The sequence below is a fragment of the Streptomyces sp. SYSU D01066-1 genome, from assembly GCF_054956795.1.
Genome location: NZ_JBUDHV010000001.1, coordinates 87,065 through 103,768, shown reverse-complemented (window position 1 = coordinate 103,768; position 16,704 = coordinate 87,065). Strand labels below are relative to the sequence as shown.

The 16,704-nt window shown below is 71.3% G+C and carries 16 protein-coding genes and 1 pseudogene; 7 read left to right on the top strand and 10 right to left on the bottom strand.

What is annotated here, in order from left to right:
- Position 1: 1 nt before the first annotated feature.
- On the bottom strand, positions 2-361 hold the full coding sequence (locus tag ACY1JF_RS00515) for an NADH-quinone oxidoreductase subunit A (protein ID WP_003992243.1): 360 nt from the start codon (positions 359-361) through the stop codon (positions 2-4).
- 721 nt (positions 362-1,082) lie between these two features.
- Here ACY1JF_RS00515 and ACY1JF_RS00510 point away from each other — a divergent pair.
- Positions 1,083-1,928, top strand: a complete 846-nt coding sequence (locus ACY1JF_RS00510) for a C40 family peptidase (protein ID WP_462702945.1) — start codon at positions 1,083-1,085, stop codon at positions 1,926-1,928.
- 122 nt (positions 1,929-2,050) lie between these two features.
- Positions 2,051-2,465: pseudogene (locus ACY1JF_RS00505) on the top strand (peptide deformylase).
- A 111-nt stretch (positions 2,466-2,576) separates the two neighbouring features.
- On the opposite strand, the gene ACY1JF_RS00500 reads toward ACY1JF_RS00505, so the two are convergent.
- Positions 2,577-3,860 carry a geranylgeranyl reductase family protein gene (locus tag ACY1JF_RS00500; RefSeq protein WP_462702944.1) on the bottom strand — a complete coding sequence of 428 codons (1,284 nt, stop codon included), beginning with the start codon at positions 3,858-3,860 and terminating at the stop codon, positions 2,577-2,579.
- A gap of 99 nt (positions 3,861-3,959) precedes the next feature.
- Between ACY1JF_RS00500 and ACY1JF_RS00495 the strand changes: the two genes are divergently transcribed.
- Both ACY1JF_RS00495 and ACY1JF_RS00490 read left to right on the top strand, forming a co-directional pair.
- Positions 3,960-4,466 (top strand): GNAT family N-acetyltransferase, encoded by a 507-nt coding sequence (locus ACY1JF_RS00495; RefSeq protein WP_462702943.1) that lies wholly within the window; start codon positions 3,960-3,962, stop codon positions 4,464-4,466.
- A gap of 178 nt (positions 4,467-4,644) precedes the next feature.
- On the top strand, positions 4,645-4,983 hold the full coding sequence (locus ACY1JF_RS00490; RefSeq protein ID WP_462703176.1) for a PASTA domain-containing protein: 339 nt from the start codon (positions 4,645-4,647) through the stop codon (positions 4,981-4,983).
- Positions 4,984-5,297: 314 nt separating this feature from the next.
- Here ACY1JF_RS00490 and ACY1JF_RS00485 read toward each other — a convergent pair whose 3' ends face one another.
- Genes ACY1JF_RS00485 through ACY1JF_RS00470 form a run of 4 tightly spaced genes read right to left on the bottom strand, consistent with a single transcriptional unit; the run spans position 5,298 to position 10,142 of the window.
- A complete protein-coding gene (locus tag ACY1JF_RS00485) occupies positions 5,298-5,993 on the bottom strand; it encodes a demethylmenaquinone methyltransferase (protein WP_462702942.1) in 696 nt (231 codons plus the stop codon).
- Positions 5,994-6,025: 32 nt separating this feature from the next.
- Complete coding sequence (locus tag ACY1JF_RS00480; RefSeq protein WP_462702941.1) at positions 6,026-7,480, bottom strand: acyltransferase family protein; 1,455 nt, start codon at positions 7,478-7,480, stop codon at positions 6,026-6,028.
- Positions 7,477-9,780: a bifunctional polysaccharide deacetylase/glycosyltransferase family 2 protein gene (locus ACY1JF_RS00475; protein ID WP_462702940.1), complete on the bottom strand. Its 2,304-nt coding sequence runs from the start codon at positions 9,778-9,780 to the stop codon at positions 7,477-7,479. The genes ACY1JF_RS00480 and ACY1JF_RS00475 overlap by 4 nt, the downstream gene beginning before the upstream one ends.
- Positions 9,781-9,800: 20 nt before the next feature.
- The gene (locus ACY1JF_RS00470) at positions 9,801-10,142 is read right to left on the bottom strand and encodes a hypothetical protein (protein ID WP_462702939.1); all 342 of its coding nucleotides are present in this window, start codon (positions 10,140-10,142) and stop codon (positions 9,801-9,803) included.
- Positions 10,143-10,449: 307 nt separating this feature from the next.
- Here ACY1JF_RS00470 and ACY1JF_RS00465 point away from each other — a divergent pair, with 307 nt between their 5' ends.
- Positions 10,450-11,478, top strand: a complete 1,029-nt coding sequence (locus ACY1JF_RS00465) for a chitinase (RefSeq protein WP_462702938.1) — start codon at positions 10,450-10,452, stop codon at positions 11,476-11,478.
- Positions 11,479-11,623: 145 nt separating this feature from the next.
- Here ACY1JF_RS00465 and ACY1JF_RS00460 read toward each other — a convergent pair whose 3' ends face one another.
- The 4 genes from ACY1JF_RS00460 to ACY1JF_RS00445 form a co-directional block, all read right to left on the bottom strand.
- Positions 11,624-12,067, bottom strand: coding sequence for an imidazolonepropionase-like domain-containing protein (locus ACY1JF_RS00460; RefSeq protein ID WP_462702937.1), 444 nt, complete (start codon positions 12,065-12,067; stop codon positions 11,624-11,626).
- A 7-nt stretch (positions 12,068-12,074) separates the two neighbouring features.
- A complete protein-coding gene (gene mqnC, locus ACY1JF_RS00455) occupies positions 12,075-13,274 on the bottom strand; it encodes a cyclic dehypoxanthinyl futalosine synthase (protein ID WP_462702936.1) in 1,200 nt (399 codons plus the stop codon).
- Between the two features lie 251 nt (positions 13,275-13,525).
- Positions 13,526-14,254, bottom strand: a complete 729-nt coding sequence (locus ACY1JF_RS00450; protein ID WP_462702935.1) for a prepilin peptidase — start codon at positions 14,252-14,254, stop codon at positions 13,526-13,528.
- Between the two features lie 194 nt (positions 14,255-14,448).
- On the bottom strand, positions 14,449-15,297 hold the full coding sequence (locus ACY1JF_RS00445; RefSeq protein ID WP_462702934.1) for a menaquinone biosynthetic enzyme MqnA/MqnD family protein: 849 nt from the start codon (positions 15,295-15,297) through the stop codon (positions 14,449-14,451).
- Between the two features lie 309 nt (positions 15,298-15,606).
- Between ACY1JF_RS00445 and ACY1JF_RS00440 the strand changes: the two genes are divergently transcribed.
- Together ACY1JF_RS00440 and ACY1JF_RS00435 are read left to right on the top strand one after the other, a co-directional pair.
- Positions 15,607-15,810, top strand: coding sequence for a cold-shock protein (locus tag ACY1JF_RS00440; protein WP_003974443.1), 204 nt, complete (start codon positions 15,607-15,609; stop codon positions 15,808-15,810).
- A 137-nt stretch (positions 15,811-15,947) separates the two neighbouring features.
- The gene (locus ACY1JF_RS00435; RefSeq protein WP_462702933.1) at positions 15,948-16,580 is read left to right on the top strand and encodes a class I SAM-dependent DNA methyltransferase; all 633 of its coding nucleotides are present in this window, start codon (positions 15,948-15,950) and stop codon (positions 16,578-16,580) included.
- The last annotated feature ends 124 nt before the right edge of the window (positions 16,581-16,704 follow it).

Sequence of the window (16,704 nt, the reverse complement as noted above, 5' to 3'; positions counted from 1 at the left end):
CTCAGTCCCATTCCAGGCCGCCGCGCCGCCATACGTACGCGTACGCGACGAAGACGGTGAGCACGAAGAGCAGCATCTCCACGAGCCCGAAAATCCCCAGGGCGTCGAAGGTGACGGCCCAGGGGTAGAGGAAGACGATCTCGATGTCGAAGACGATGAAGAGCATCGCCGTCAGGTAGTACTTGATGGGGAAGCGCCCGCCGCCGGCCGGCGTGGGGGTCGGCTCGATTCCGCACTCGTAGGCCTCGAGCTTGGCCCGGTTGTACCGCTTCGGACCGATCAACGTGGCCATGACCACGGAAAAGATCGCAAAGCCTGCCCCGAGGGCTCCCAGTACGAGGATGGGCGCATACGCGTTCACCGCTCCTCGCTCCTCTCAGTCGGCACTGACTGCTGGCGGTTTCGCCTGGGCCCGCAGCCGCCTCAGCAACCTCACGAGCCCCGCTGGTCCCGGCGAAGATCGCGAACATGTGAAGCAGGTCACAAGCCCAACTGCTCCGCATCTTATGCCTGTGGCTCTGTGATCTGCGACACGGGGTATCGCACGAGCTTTGTGATCTCCACCACCTGACGAAGGATCATGAAGTCGGATGAGCGGTGATCTTCACACAGGAAGCATCCGACCGGTCACCAGAGGTGACATTTCCCCTCGTCGCCACTGCTCAGCGGGGGCCTCTCAATATCAAGAAGGTTCCCGCGCATGCAAATTGGCGCTGGACCGGATCACTTGATAGTGGACCCGCGTTCACACCCCGGAGCCGGAGGCGGGGTCCGGAGTGAACGCGTGCGCGCGTTCACGAGCGGACGCGCGCACCCGGGTGACCGTTCCGTGACCTCCGCCACATTCATGAGAGACGCCTGAGAAGCGGGCTTGGCCATCCGCCTCAACCAGTGGTAGGCGGGGAGCAATTCGGGCGTAACGATCAAAGACCGTGATCACAGGCTTGTCGCGGCCGTCCGCTATGTCCGTTACGGCGTCAGGAAAGGGCGACCCGCCGGGCTTTCGCGGCACCGGTTGAACAACTGTGGCGCAGCACACGTTTCTTGTAGGTATGGAGGAGCTCCTGATACCGGTTGTACCCATGTCCCACACCGCTCACATACGCAGCCACCGGAAGCCCCGCCGCAGCGCGTCGACGACCGTCGCGATGCGGGCCGGAGTCGCCGGTGGCGTCCTCAGCACGCTGGCAGTGGCCGGAGCATCGGGTTCGGCGAGCGCGGCCGAGCCGGTGACGCAGACCCTGGAGCTGCCCACCCTGACGGCCGAGATGGCCGCTCAGGTCGCGCAGTCCGCGGACGCCACCCAGCAGGCCGCCGCGAACTACGAGCTGCAGGCCGAGCGTGACGCCGCGGCGGCCAAGGCCGCCAAGGAGGCCAAGGCCGACCTCAAGGTGGCCAAGGCGAAGGCCGCGGCCAAGAAGAAGGCCGCGCAGGAGGCCCGCAGGGAAGCAGCCGAGCGCGCCGCCCGCGACGCCGAGCGCGCCACCCTGACCGTCTCGGCCGACACCGGCACCGGCACCGGCACCGGCGACACCGGCGGCTCCTCCGCGAGCACCGGCACGTCCACGGCCACCGGTTCCGCCGCCGCGGTCGTCTCCTTCGTGCGGGCCCAGGTGGGCGCGGCCTACGTCTCAGGCGCCACCGGACCGTCCGCCTACGACTGCTCCGGCCTGGTGCAGGCCGCCTACAAGCAGGTGGGCGTCAGCCTGCCCCGCGTCTCCCAGGACCAGTCCGTGGCCGGCACCCAGGTCTCGCTGGACAGCCTCCAGCCGGGCGACATCCTCTACTGGGGCGGCGCCGGCAGCGCCTACCACGTGGGCATCTACGTCGGCGACGGCATGTTCGTCGGCGCCCAGAACTCGTCCACCGGCGTCGTCGAGAAGCCGCTCTCCTACGACCCGCCGAGCGGTGCGGTGCGCGTGCTCTGATCCGAGTTGTCCACAGCTCTGCACAGTCGAAGGGCCGTTGTCCACAGGGGCAGCGGCCCTTCGGCCTCTCCTGCCATGCTCGGTCTGTCGCCAGTCGTCGCACCAGCCGAAGGAGAGAGACCATGCCGAGTGTGTTCGTACCGGGGCGGTCCGTCGCCGATTACCCGCCGTTCGCGCCCGAGGCCCGGCGCGGCAGCGTGCGGCGGGTCGCCGAGGTGGGCGAGGGATGCCTGTCGGTGCCGGGCGCCGTCATGGACGTGCCGCGCCCGGACCGGGCGGTGGTGCCCGGACCGGGCGGTGGTGCGGGGGTTCGACGAGGAGGGCGCACCGCTGCTCGTCGAGGGCGGCGGTTGCTTCGCCCGGTGCCTCGCCCACGGGACCGGCCACCTGGAGGGGCGGGTGTACCTGGACCGGCTCTTCGCGCGGGAACGGAAGGCGGCGCTGCGGCAGTCGGCGGACCGGCGCGAGGATGTGTTCGCACGCCGGGCCGCCAGGGCCGCGCGGTTCACGGGTGACCGGGGCGGGGGCAGCGGGTGACCGGGCCGGGGGCAATGGACGACCAGGGCGGGGGCAATGGACGATCAGGGCGGGGGCAATGGACGACCGGGCCGGGTCAGCGGGTGGCCCGGTGCGCCGCGGCCGGGAGGCTCACGCCTTCGGGGCCACCTTGGTCAGTCCGTTGATGATGCGGTCCATCGCGTCCCCGCCGGTCGGGTCCGTCAGGTTGGCGAGCATCTTCAGGGTGAACCTCATCAGCACGGGGTGGGTCAGACCGCGCTGGGCGGCGATCTGCATGACCTTCGGGTTGCCGATGAGCTTCACGAAGGCGCGACCGAGGTTGTAGTAGCCGCCGTAGGTGTCCTTCAGGACGCGCGGGTAGCGCTGGAGGGCGGTCTCGCGCTGGGACGGCGTGGCCCGCGCGTGCGCCTGGACGATGACGTCGGCGGCGATCTGGCCGGACTCCATGGCGTAGGCGATGCCCTCGCCGTTGAAGGGGTTCACCAGGCCGCCGGCGTCGCCGACGAGCAGCAGGCCGCGGGTGTAGTGGGGCTGGCGGTTGAAGGCCATCGGGAGGGCGGCGCCGCGGATCGGGCCGGTCATGTTGTCCGGGGTGTAGCCCCAGTCCTCGGGCATGGAGGCGCACCAGGCCTTGAGGACCTCGCGCCAGTCCAGGTCCTTGAAGGAGGAGGAGGTGTTGAGGACGCCGAGACCGACGTTGGAGGTGCCGTCGCCCATGCCGAAGATCCAGCCGTAGCCGGGGAGGAGGCGGTCCTGGGGGCCGCGGCGGTCCCACAGTTCGAGCCAGGACTCCAGATAGTCGTCGTCGTGCCGGGGGGAGGTGAAGTAGGTGCGGACCGCGACGCCCATCGGGCGGTCCTCGCGGCGGTGCAGACCCATCGCCAGCGACAGCCGGGTGGAGTTGCCGTCGGCGGCCACCACCAGCGGGGCGTGGAAGGTGACCTCCCGCTTCTCCTCGCCGAGCTTGGCGTGGACGCCGGTGATGCGGCCGGTGCGGTCGTCCACGACCGGGGCGCCCACGTTGCAGCGCTCGTACAGCCGGGCGCCGGCCTTCTGGGCCTGCCGGGCGAGCTGTTCGTCGAAGTCGTCGCGTTTGCGGACCAGACCGTAGTCGGGGAAGGAGGCGAGGTCGGGCCAGTCGAGCTGGAGGCGGGTGCCGCCGCCGATGATCCGCAGGCCCTTGTTGCGCAGCCAGCCGGCCTCCTCGGAGATGTCGATGCCCATCGCCACCAGCTGCTTGACCGCACGGGGGGTGAGCCCGTCGCCGCACACCTTCTCGCGGGGGAACGCGGTCTTCTCCAGCAGGAGGACATCGAGTCCGGCCTTGGCCAGGTGGTACGCGGTGGTGGAGCCGGCTGGCCCCGCGCCCACGACGATCACATCGGCGGTGTTGTCGGAGAGGGGCTCGGTCACGGCGGGGTCTCCCACGGGTTCGGAATTCTGCGTGCCGACGGGCACCGGACATGGGCAGTCTATTCAGCGTCACCGATCACCCGGCTGAAGGGCTGCCCCGTGAACCGAGCTCTCCCCGCTGTACGGTTGCGCGTTCCCACCGACGAGGACGCCGTCGCCTGGCACCGGGTCTTCGACGACCCGGAGGTCATGGAGTTCCACGGCGGCCGGCCGGCGGAGCTGTCCGTGTACGAGGAACTCACCGCCCGCCAGCGCCGGCACGACGCGGAACACGGCTTCTGCCTGTGGACCGTCCTCGACGAGCGGGACGAGATCATCGGCTTCACCGGTGCCCAGCCGTGGCCGTGGGACTGGGGACCCAAGGGTGAGATCGAGATCGGCTGGCGGCTCGCCCGGCCGCACTGGGGCAAGGGGTACGTGACGGCGGCGGCCCGGGAGACGGTGCGGCGGCTGCGCGCGGCGGGTCTGCCGGGGGTGGTCGCGATGGTCGACGCGGACAACGAGCGTTCCATCGCGGTGACGCGGCGGCTGGGGATGCGGCTGGCGGAGGTGTTCACCACGCCTCGGTCGCAGCGTCAGGGGCACTGCTACCGCCTGGAGTTGTGACGTTCCGTAATCGTAGGGGCGACTTCCGACTACGTATCGCTACAAAAAGCTTCCGGCAGGTGTGCGGCGGGGGTTACCCTGCCCGTACCGCTGGGGGTGAGGTTCCGTGCGCAACGCACCCGAGACACCCGATACATCCGAAACGCCCGAGGTACGCGTGCCGCGTCTGGTCGGCCTGATGGCCGTGGACGCGCGCCGCGCGGCCGAGGCGCGCGGGGTGCTGCTGGTCGCCCCCGACCGGCCCGACCTGCACCGCGTGGTCGTGGAGTACGTCGTACGGCAGTACCCGCCGCCTGGGGCCGAGGTGCCGCGCGGGGCCGCGGTCACCGTGTGGTTCGACTTCGGCGCGGGTGAGGGCGGCGGGGGTGCCGGGGTGCGCGAGCCCCGGACGCCCGCACCGCCCGGCGGCGGACTGCGCCGTGCCCTGGCCGAGCCGACCACGCCGGGCGCGGAGGCCACACCGGGTACGGCGGGCGCGGCGGGCGCGGTACCGTACGTGGTCCTCGACGCGCCTTGAGGGCAGCGGTCGGCCCTTCGCCCGCGCCCGCACGACCGGACCGGTCTCCGGCCCGCGCCGCCCGACGGCCTCCGCCCGGAGCCACACCATCGGTCTTCGGCCCGGAGTCGCACGGTCGGCCTCCGGCCCGGAGCCACACGGTCGGCCTCCGGCCCACGTCCGCGCGGTCGGTGCTGCCGGAGCCGCACCGTCGGTCTTCGGCCCAGAGCCGCACCGTCGGTTTTCGGCCCGGAGCCGCACCGTCGGTCTCCGGCCCACGTCCGCGCGGTCGGTGCTGCCGGAGCCGTGCGGTCGGTGCTGCCGGAGCCGTGCGGTCAGTCCGCCTTGAAGCCCCGGTGCAGGGCCACGATGCCGCCGGTCAGGTTCCGCCAGGCCACCCTGGACCAGCCGGCCTTCCGCAGCCGCTCGGCCAGGGCGGGCTGGTCGGGCCAGTCGCGGATGGACTCGGCGAGGTAGACGTACGCGTCCGGGTTGGAGGAGACCGCGCGGGCGACCGGCGGCAGGGCGCGCATCAGGTACTCGGTGTAGACGGTGCGGAAGGGCGCCCAGGTCGGGTGCGAGAACTCGCAGATGACGACCCGGCCGCCGGGCTTCGTCACCCGGTACAGCTCGCGCAGCGCCGCGTCGGTGTCCTGGACGTTGCGCAGCCCGAAGGAGATGGTGACCGCGTCGAAGACGCCGTCCGCGAACGGCAGCCGGGTCGCGTCTCCCGCGGTGAACGGCAGCCACGCGTGGCGCTCCTTGCCGACCTGGAGCATGCCGAGCGAGAAGTCGCAGGGGACGACGTACGCGCCGGTGCGGGCGAAGGGCAGCGAGGAGGTCGCCGTCCCCGCGGCCAGGTCGAGGACCTTCTGCGCGGGACGGGCGTCGACGGCCCGGGCGACCTCCTTGCGCCACACCCGGTCCTGGCCGAGCGACAGCACGTCGTTGGTGAGGTCGTACCGGGCCGCCACGTGGTCGAACATCGAGGCGACTTCGTGCGGCTGCTTGTTCAGGGAGGCGCGGGTCACCCGCCCATTCTTACAGGCCGCGCGGGACGCGCTCACGGCAGGAGCCGCGGCCTCTTGCGCCCCGCCACGTCCTCCACCCAGCCGCAGACCAGCACGAACGACGCGATCAGCACCCACCCCACGCCGAACATGAACCACTGGCTCTCCAGCGGCAGATACGTCTCGAACGCGGGCACCTTCCAGAACTGGTCGATCAGCGGCACCGCCAGGATCAGCGCCAGTTCGTGCCAGAGGTAGATCGTGACGGCACGCGCGTTGAAGACGGTGACCAGCCGGTCCAGCCGCCGGAAGCGGGCGAGGCCCGCGAAGTCGACGTCCAGCCGCGCCTTGGAGTACATCAGCAGCGTCACGAAACCGGCCGACCAGAACGCCTGGGCGAGCGGGATGTCGTCCAGGTCGTAAGTGCCGTACTCGGCCTGGTGGGCGAAGGCGTACCAGCCGCCGTAGGCGAGCGCGGCCAGCGACAGGGCCACGACCGCGGCCGGTTTCAGCCGGGCCAGCACCCCGTCGCGGTGCGCGAAGCCGAGGACCCAGCAGAAGAGGTACGTCGCCAGGTCCAGCAGCCCGGTGCCGAACCGGTTGTCCGGCGGCTGCCAGACGAACTGGAACACCACGATCGGGGCGAGGGACCCCAGCAGCACGGGGACCGGCGCCAGCCGGAACACCCTCAGCAGCAGGGGGGAGAGGAGGACGAACCACAGGTAGGTGCGCAGGTACCAGAGGATCTCCCAGGCCTGTTCGCCCCAGGCGTTGCCCGGCGGGTCGCCGAGCGGCACGATCCAGTAGACGATCTGCCAGCCCGGCATCCAGCCGTGGATCAGCATCGCGGCGACGACGAAGACGCCCCAGAACCAGAACGGCGGCAGCAGCCGGCGCACCCGGCTGCGGATCACCTTCAGGGCCGGGCGCTCCAGCGACTTCGCCATCAGGGTGCCGGCCAGGCCGAACATGATCCCCATGGACGGGAAGACCAGCCCGGCCCAGGCCCAGCCGAAGGTGTGGTACGTCACGACGCGGACGAGGGCGACCGCGCGCAGGGTGTCGAAGTACCGGTCCCGGCCACCGGACCGGGCCGCGGGCGCCGAAGCCGGTTCCGGTTCCGGTTCCGAAGCCGGTTCCGGTGGAGCTTTCGGGTCCGTTCCCGGCTCCGGTTCCGGCTCCACCTGGGGCAGCTGCGCCGTCGACGTGACCGACGGCGCCTCTTCCCGCCCGTGCACGCCGTGCTCGCCGTACGGGCCGTAATCGCCGTACTGCTGCGGCTGCGGCTGCGGCTGCGGCTGCGGCTGCGGCGGGACGTACGGCTGCGGAGCCCCGTACTGCTGGGGCGGACCGTACTGCTGGGGCGCCCCGTACGCCTGCCCTTGGTCGCCGTACCCGTACCCGTACCCGTACTGCCCCTGGCCGTACTGACCCTGCCCGTACTGGTCCTGCCCCCGCCCCTGGCCGGGCCCGGGGCGCTGCCCGGGCCCGTGCTGGTCCCAGCTCATCCGCCGGCCCCCGCCGGCGTGCCGACCTCACCCGTCCGCTTCAGCTTCTGCCAGCGCAGCCGGCCGCCGGTGAGGGCGGTGATGCAGGAGTGGATCAGGACCAGGTACATCATCTGCCGGTAGGCGAGCTGCTGGAGCGGCATCATCAGCAGGTACCGGTACTTCTCCTTGTCCAGGCGGAAGGCGTACGCCGCGCAGAACAGCTGCACCCCCAGGACCGCCAGCCACGCCAGCAGCGCGGCCTTGAAGTCGATGAAGATCATCGAGTACGCGGTGAAGACGTCGATCAGCGGTGCGAAGACCGGCGTGATGATCTGGAAGATCACCACCAGCGGCATGCCGACCCGGCCGAAGCGGCCCGAGGGCCCCTTGTCGGTCAGGGACTTGCGGTGCTTCCACAGCGCCTGCATCGTGCCGTAGGACCAGCGGTAGCGCTGCGACCACAGCTGCTTGAGCGAACCCGGCGCCTCGGTCCAGGCGCGGGCGTGCTCCTGGTAGACGACCCGCCAGCCCGCGCGGTGCATGGCGATGGTGATGTCGGTGTCCTCGGCGAGGGTGTCCTCGCTCATGCCGCCGACCTCCAGGACCGCCTCGCGGCGGAACGCGCCGATCGCGCCGGGGATGGTCGGCATGCAGCGCAGCAGGTCGTACATGCGCCGGTCGAGGTTGAAGCCCATCACGTACTCGATGTGCTGCCAGGCCCCGATGATGGTGTTGCGGTTGCCGACCTTGGCGTTGCCCGCGACCGCGCCGACCTCGGGGTCGGCGAACGGCTGGACGAGGTGGCGCACGGTCTCCGCCTCGAAGACGGTGTCGCCGTCCATCATCACGACGATGTCGTGGCTGGCGTTGCGGACGCCGTTGTTGAGGGCGGCCGGCTTGCCCGCGTTCTCCTGGCGGATGACGCGGACGTTGGTCATGCCGAGCGCGTCGGCGGCCTCGCGGGCGATCTCGGAGGTGCCGTCCGAGGAGCCGTCGTCCACGATGATGATCTCGATCGGGTGGGTGCTCTGCGCCAGCGACTTCAGGGTGTTGGCGATGCACTCCTTCTCGTTGTACGCCGGGACGATCACGCTCACCGGGCGGGTGACGGTCGGGCCCCAGCTGAACCGGCGTTTGTTGCGCTGTCTGTAGTGCCGGCGGGCGAGGATCAGCATCATCCCGAACCGGCCCATGACGGCGACGCCCACCACCATGAGCCCGACCGAGAGCGCCGGGACCGTCCACTCGGCGACGCGGACGGCCACGACGAGCGCCTTGCCCTCGTAGAGGGTCGCGCCGGTGGCCTCGCGGTGGGCGGCCTGGAGCTGCGTTCCGCCGTCGGTGCCGGCGGGGGCCGCGGCACCGCCCTGCGCGGCCTCGGTGCCCGGCACCGCGCCCTGCCCGGCTCCGGCCGCCGCCGCGGCCGGCGCGCCCGCGCCCTGCTCCGCCATGACACCGCTGATGGTGGTGAAGGTGTAGCCCTTCGCCTTCATCTTCTCGATGTACTTCGGCAGCGCCTTGATCGTCTGCGAGCGCTCCCCGCCCGCGTCGTGGAAGAGCACGGAGGCGCCCTCGCCGTCCTCCGGCGTGGCCCACTTGATGATCTTCGAGACGCCGGGCTTCTTCCAGTCGTCGCTGTCGGTGTCGATGAAGACGCTGGTGTAGCCGTCCTCGCCGAGCTTCTCGTAGACCGGCCAGCTGTAGTTGTCGATGGCGTCCATCTCCGAGGAGTACGGCGCCCGGAACAGCGTCGTGGTGATCCCGGCCGCGCCCGCCAGCGCCAGCTGGGTCTGCTCTATCTCCCGGGTGATGCGGGCGTCGCTCTGGTAGGAGAGGTCGACGTGGGTGAAGGTGTGGATGCCCACCTCGTTGCCCTGGTCGACCAGGTCGTCGACGATGTCGGGGTAGCGCGAGACCATCGACCCGACCAGGAAGAACGTGCCCGGGACGTCGTACTCCTCCAGGATCTCCAGGACCTGGGGCGTCCACGTCGGGTTCGGCCCGTCGTCGAAGGTCAGCGCGATCGTCTTGTCCGGCACGGAGACGGTGGTGGCCTGTCCGCCGCGGAAGGACAGGATCGGCCCGCCCTCGAGCACCTCGTCGGGGACGTCGCTGGAGCTGGCGCCGGTACGGACGCGCTGGTCGCCGCCGACCTCGGCGCGCAGATAGCCGTCCAGCAGCATGACGCAGGTCAGCGCCAGCAGGAGCAGCAGGGCGAGGATGACCCGCGGCTTCTGCAACGCGGCGGCCCGGCCGGCGGCGCGTTCCATCCGGCTCGGTGCGCGGCGGCGGCCGCGGGAAGGGGGTGTCGTGGTCATGGGGTTGGCTGCGATTCCGGTCAGTCGGCGGTCGCCGAGGCGGCCGGGGCGGAAGCGGTGGCGGAAGCGGAGCCGGTCACGGCTCCGGTGGGCGGGGCGCCGCTGGGGGCGCCGGACGGAACGCCGCTGGGCGCCCCGCTGGGCAGCCCGGCCGGGGCGACACCGCCCTGCGGTTGCACGCCGCCGGGGGCGGCACCGTTGCCGCCGCCCCCGAAGGGCAGCAGCGAGGACGGGTTGATCGACGTGCCGATGCCCAGGAAGGCCAGGACCAGTACGGTCGCGTACCCGCAGCAGACGACACCGACGAGGATGCCGAGCCGGCGCAGCAGCTTGGCCCGACGTCCGGAGTTGTCAACGAACACAGGGCCGTCAACCGGTGCGACGGACCCGTTACCGCGTTTGCGGCGGCGACCGCGCGCAGCGGCGCGGCTTTCGATGGCAGGCTCGGAATGCATTCCTCAGATATTAGGAGCACTTCATGTGATCAAAACTCTGACTTCCTTGTGAGGCGTCTGTGAGAACCGGCCAGACCTGTCATTCCGCTGAGAAACCGCAGGAAAACGCGGATCTTTGCCAGGAGGAGCACAGCCGCGTGTGGCACCTTTCCGGTTCGGAGACACGTTTTGTTTCCGTCCTGGGACATACATCTTGAGAGCGGGAGCGTACGCGATGAGGAGTCCACGAAAAGCCGCGGCAGGGCTGATCTGTCTGTTCGCCTTGGCAACTGCGGGTTGTTCCACGGGAAGTGACGACTCGACAGACGCCGCGCCCGAGGCCCCGTCCTCCAGCACGCCGTCGGCGTCGTCCGGCACCACGTCGTCCACCGGCTACGCCCCGTACGTCAGCGCCACCACCGCCTCCGAACTGGACTCGGCGGGCTCCCCCGCCACGTACAACCTGGCGTTCGTGATCTCCTCCGGCAGCGGCTGCACCCCCGAGTGGAACGGCAGCCACGCCATCGACGACTCGTCGGTCGCCTCCCGCATCTCGGACCTCACCGCGGACGGCTCCTCCGTCCGGGTCTCCTTCGGCGGCGCCTCCGGCGACGAACTGGCGGCGACCTGCGACAGCGCGGAGGAACTGGCCCAGGCGTACGGCGAGGCGCTGGACGCGGCCGGGGGCGCCACCCTCGCCGACTTCGACATCGAGGGCGACGAGCTGACCGACTCCGACTCCGTCGACCTGCGTTCGGAGGCGATCGCGCTGCTCCAGGAGGAGCGCACGGACCTGAACGTCTCCTTCACCCTGCCCGTGATGCCCTCGGGGCTGGACGACGACAGCGTCGCGCTGCTGGAGTCCGCCAACGACTACGCCGTGCAGGTCTCCACGGTCAACCTGATGACCATGAACTACGGCGAGTCCTACGACGGCGACATGGGCGACTACGCCCTCACCTCCGCCAAGGCCGCGCACACCCAGCTGAAGGAGATCTTCGGCCTCTCCGACGCGAACGCCTGGCGGGGCATGGCGCTGACCTCGATGATCGGCGTCAACGACGTCGACGGGGAGACGTTCACGCTGGACGACGCGGCCGAGGTGCGGACGTTCGCCGAGGAGAAGGAGATCGCCTGGGTGTCGATGTGGTCGACCTTCCGCGACCAGCAGTGCGACGACGACACGGACTCCGACGACGCGGCGACGGACTGCAGCGGGGTCGACCAGGAGGCGGGGGCCTTCGGGGAGGCGTTCGCGGGCTGAGCCCCACCGGACCCCGCGGACTCACCGCCGCCGGTCCCCGATCCCCGCGAACCCACCACCGCCCGTACCCGACCCCCGCGAACCCACCACCGCCCGTACCCGACCCCCGCGGACTCACCACCGCCCGTACCCGACCCCCGCGGACTCACCGCCGCCGGTGCACCAGCCGCCCCGCGCACACGGTGGCCAGGCAGGCGCCGTCGGCGGCGAACACGGCGAGGTCGGCCCGTCCGCCGGCGGCCAGCACCGTCCGGCGCGCGGCCGGCAGCACCGCCACGTCGTTACGCCCCGCGGCGGCCCGCAGCCCGGCGTCGACGTGCTCCGCCAGCACGGCCACCGCCCCCGACTTCAGCACGGCGTGCACGCGTTCGCGCGGGCTCGGTGCGCCGGGCAGCGGCCCCTCGTGCACCAACCCCGGCCCGAGGATCCCCGGCCAGCGCCGCACCCGCGCGCCCGGGAACCTCGCCTCGATCTCACCGGCGGGTCCCACCGCGACGATCCGCCCGCCCTCGACGGCGACCGCGCCGTCGGCCAGCGGCGGCGCGTCCCAGTCGGTACGGACCTCTTCGGCGGCGTGAACGGTCAGCACGGCCGGCTCAGTCGGCCGCGATCAGCTTCAGCTCGGGGTGGGCGGTGCCACCCTCGATCGCGGTGGACGAGATGTGCGAGACGACGCGGTCGTCGACCGGGTCGTTCGCCGGGTCGTCGTGCACCACCAGGTGCTCGTACGTCGTCGCCCGCTGCGCGGGGACCCGCCCGGCCTTCCTGATCAGGTCGATCAGCTCCAGCCGGTTGGAACGGTGCTTGGCGCCGGCCGACGACACCACGTTCTCCTCCAGCATCACCGAGCCGAGGTCGTCGGCGCCGTAGTGCAGGGAGAGCTGGCCGACCTCCTTGCCGGTGGTCAGCCAGGAGCCCTGGATGTGGGCGACGTTGTCGAGGAAGATCCGCGCGATGGCGATCATCCGCAGGTACTCGAAGAGGGTGGCCTGCGTCCGGCCCTTCAGGTGGTTGTTCTCGGGCTGGTAGGTGTACGGGATGAAGGCGCGGAAGCCGCCGGTGCGGTCCTGCACGTCGCGGATCATCCGCAGGTGCTCGATGCGCTCGGCGTTGGTCTCGCCGGTGCCCATGAGCATCGTGCTGGTGGACTCCACGCCCAGGTTGTGCGCGATCTCCATGATCTCCAGCCAGCGCTCGCCGGACTCCTTCAGCGGCGCGATGGCCTTGCGCGGACGTTCCGGAAGCAGTTCGGCGCCGGCCCCGGCGAAGGAGTCCAGCCCGGCCGCGTGGATGCGCCGGATCGCCTCCTCGGCGCTCACCTTGGAGATCCGCGCCATGTGCTCGACCTCGCTCGCCCCCAGGCTGTGGATGACGAGCTGCGGGAACTCCTTCTTGATCGCGGAGAAGTGGTGCTCGTAGTACTCGACGCCGTAGTCCGGGTGGTGCCCGCCCTGGAACATGATCTGGGTGCCGCCCAGTTCGACGGTCTCCGCGCAGCGGCGCAGGATGTCGTCGAGGTCGCGGCTCCAGCCCTTCTTCGTGTCCTTGGGGGCCGCGTAGAAGGCGCAGAACTTGCACGCCGTGACGCACACGTTGGTGTAGTTGATGTTCCGCTCGATGATGTACGTCGCGATGTGCTCGGTCCCGGCGTACTTCCGCCGACGGATCGCGTCGGCGGCGGAGCCCAGCGCGTGCAGGGGGGCGTCGCGGTAGAGGACGAGGGCTTCTTCCGGGGTGATCCGACCACCGGCGGCGGCGCGGTCGAGGACGGTCTGGAGGTCGGCCTTCTCGGTCACCGGGCGTCCCTTTCGTCAAGGGTTGTGGACAGATCGTCCCGTGTGGACGGACCGAACCAGCGTACGCCAGCGGTCCTTCCCGGCCGACGTCAGGCCGTGACGACCCCCGTACCCCCACGCGGTCCAGACCGTCACGACCCCCGCACCCACGCACGGTCCAGACCATGACGACCCACGCACGGTCCAAGCCGTGACGACCCCCGCACCCCCACGCGGTCCAAGCCGTGAAAGCCCCCGCACCCCCACGCGGTTCAGGCCGTGAAGGCCCCCACCAGCAGACCGAGGAACACCCCGCCGATCAGGAACGGCCCGAACGCGATCTGCGTGTCGCGCGCGGCCCGCCGGGCGACGACGAGGCCGATGCCGTACAGCGAGCCGAGCAGGAATCCGGCGAAGGCGCCCAGCAGCACCGTCGCCCAGCCGTACCAGCCGAGTACCGCGCCCGCCCCGAGGGCGAGTTTCACGTCGCCGAAGGCCATGCCGGAGGGGTTGATCAGGAACAGCGCGTAGTAACCGGCGCCGAGCGCGAGGGTGCCGAGCAGGGCGGTGGTCCACGACCCGGCGTGCTCCGGCACCAGGGAGACCAGGCCCAGCAGGGCGAGGGCGCCGCCCGCCAGCGGCAGGGTCAGCGGGTCGGGCAGGCGCCGTACCCGGACGTCGACGACGGTCAGCAGCACCGCGACCGGTGCGAGCAGCAGCCAGACGGCCAGCTCGGGCCGGGTGCCGGTGGCGGCGGCGAGAAGGGCGCAGGCCGGCGCGGTGACGGCGGCGGGGACGGCGGCGCCGGGACCGTACGCCCCGCCGTCCCGGGGGCAGCGGGCCCGGCCGAGCCAGCCCTCGACCGGGTGTCCGGCCGGGCAGGTCCGCCGCCAGGCCTCGCCGGGAGGGACGGAGAAGCGGTAGGCCGCGCGGGGCAGCAGCGCGCCCGCCGCCCCGCCCCACAGCCCGGCCACGACGACGACCAGCAGTTCGACGCTCATGCCGCGGATCCGTTCCCCGGCCGTGCCGGCCGCCGCACCGGGCACCACGCCGGCGGCCTCCGGTCGGGGGCGCCGGGGCCCGGCCGGGCGGGCAGCCCGCGGGACCCCACGGCGGTGGGCCCGTCGGTCCCCAGCGGGCGCATGGCGTCCACTCCTCCCCCGGTGCGCGGTCTGCGAGCAGGGTAGTGGCCTGGTCAGGGCCGGAGCAGCTCCACCCGCACATCCGCCGGGAACCCGGTCGTCGGCCCGACCCGGCGGGCGAACTCGGCGACCGCCGCGAGCTGCGGCCGTCCGAAGCGGAAGTCGAGCGTGGTGAAGTACTGCGCGAGGGTCGCCTCGTCGAAGTCCTCCCAGCGGGCGGCCTGTTCGGCGACCTTGCCGACCTCCTCCAGGGAGAGGTTGCGGGAGGCGAGGAACGCCGCGTGCACCTTGCGGGTGATCTCCGGCTCGCGTTCGGCGTAATCCTTGCGGGCCGCCCAGACCGCGAAGACGAACGGCAGGCCCGTCCACTCCTTCCACAGCGCGCCCAGGTCGTACACCTCCAGGCCGAAGCGGGGACCGTCGAGCATGTTGGCGCGCAGCGCGGCGTCACCGATCAGGACGGCCGCGTCGGCCTCCCGCATCATCAGGCTCAGGTCGGGCGGGCAGGTGTAGTAGTCGGGCCGCACGCCGAAGCGCTCGGCCAGCAGCAGCTGGGCGAGGCGGACGGAGGTGCGGGAGGTCGACCCGAGGGCGACCCGCGCCCCGTCCAGCCGTTCCAGGGGCTTCTGCGAGACGATCACGCAGCTCATCACCGGGCCGTCGCAGCCGACGGCGATGTCCGGGAAGGCGACCAGTCGGTCGGCGTGCTTGAGGAACTCGACCAGGGTGACCGGCCCGACGTCGAGGTCTCCCCGCACCAGCTGCTCACTGAGCTTCTCCGGGGTGTCCTTCGTCAGCTCGAAGTCGAGGAGCGTGCCCGTTCTCGCGAGCCCCCAGTAGAGGGGCAGGCAGTTCAGGAACTGGATGTGGCCGACACGCGGCCGGGTGCGAGAATTGTCCACCTCGCGAGGCTAGCCCGCGCCGGAGGACCGGCGGGCGGCGGCCCCCGGGCGGCCCGAGGCTCCCGGGCGTCAGCCGGACGCCACGAGGGTTCAAACCTTCGAGTGAAGTGATCTTGAGCTCTGTTGCTTTCGGGTGCCCGCATGCTAGGCTCGCCGCAAGTTGCAGTTTGGTTTCCCTTGCAGTACAGAGCCTGCGGAGCATGTGACCGCGGGCTCTCGTCGTTCTCAGACGTATGCAGTTGTGCAGAATTAAATCTTCACACTTGCTGGTTCTGGAGCAGGGCAACCCTTTGGGCCCAAGGAGGGCTTATGGCTACCGGAACCGTGAAGTGGTTCAACGCCGAAAAGGGCTTTGGTTTCATCGCCCAGGAAGGCGGCGGCCCCGACGTCTTCGTCCACTACTCCGCGATCAACGCTCAGGGATTCCGGTCCCTGGAGGAGAACCAGCAGGTGTCCTTCGACGTCACGCAGGGCCCCAAGGGTCCGCAGGCTGAGAACGTCACCCCGGTCTGATCTGATCAGTTGATCTGATCTCCCGATCCGGATCGAGTGCAGTACCCAAGGAGCCCCGCGCCCTGTGGCGTGGGGCTCCTGCCTTTCCCGGCCAAAAACCACCGGCGCTGTCGGTGGGGTGCCTACTCTCCTTGGCCATGACCACGACCGAGGCCACCCGCGCCTTCTACGACGCCATCGCCGAGGACTACGCCGACCGCTTCCGCGGCGCGGGCGCCGGCACCCCCCTCGACCGGGCGCTGATGGGCGCCTTCGCCGAGCTGGTGGGACCGGAGGGCGAGGTGGCCGACCTGGGCTGCGGACCCGGGCGGGTCACCGCGCACCTCGCCTCGCTCGGTCTGCGCGTCTTCGGCCTCGACCTCTCCGCCGCCATGCTGCGGATCGCGCGTCGCGAGCATCCGGGGCTGCGGTTCGAACAGGGCTCCATGCTGGAGCTGGACCTGCCCGACGGCGCCCTCGCGGGGGCCGTCTCCTGGTACTCGTCGATCCACACGCCCTGGGAGCGGCTGCCGGACCTCTTCGCGGAGGTGCGGCGGGTGCTGGCCCCGGGCGGGCACCTGCTGCTCGCCTTCCAGGTCGGCGACGAGCCCCTGCTCCTGGACCGCCCCTTCGGCCACCCGGTGACCCTGGACTTCGAACGCAGGCGGCCGGGGCCGGTGGCGGAGCTGCTGGAACGGGCCGGGTTCACCGTGCTGTCGCAAACGGTGCGCATCCAGGAGGAGGAGACCTCCTCGAAGGTCCCGCAGGCCTGCCTGATCGCCCGCCGCTGACCGCCCCGCGCTGCCCGCCCCGCCAACCGGCCCCCGCCCCCTGACCACCCTGTCGCTGACCGCCCGCCGCTGCCGCCCCGCCCCTGCCCGCCCTGCGCTGCTCGCTCGGCCGCTGACCGCCGTC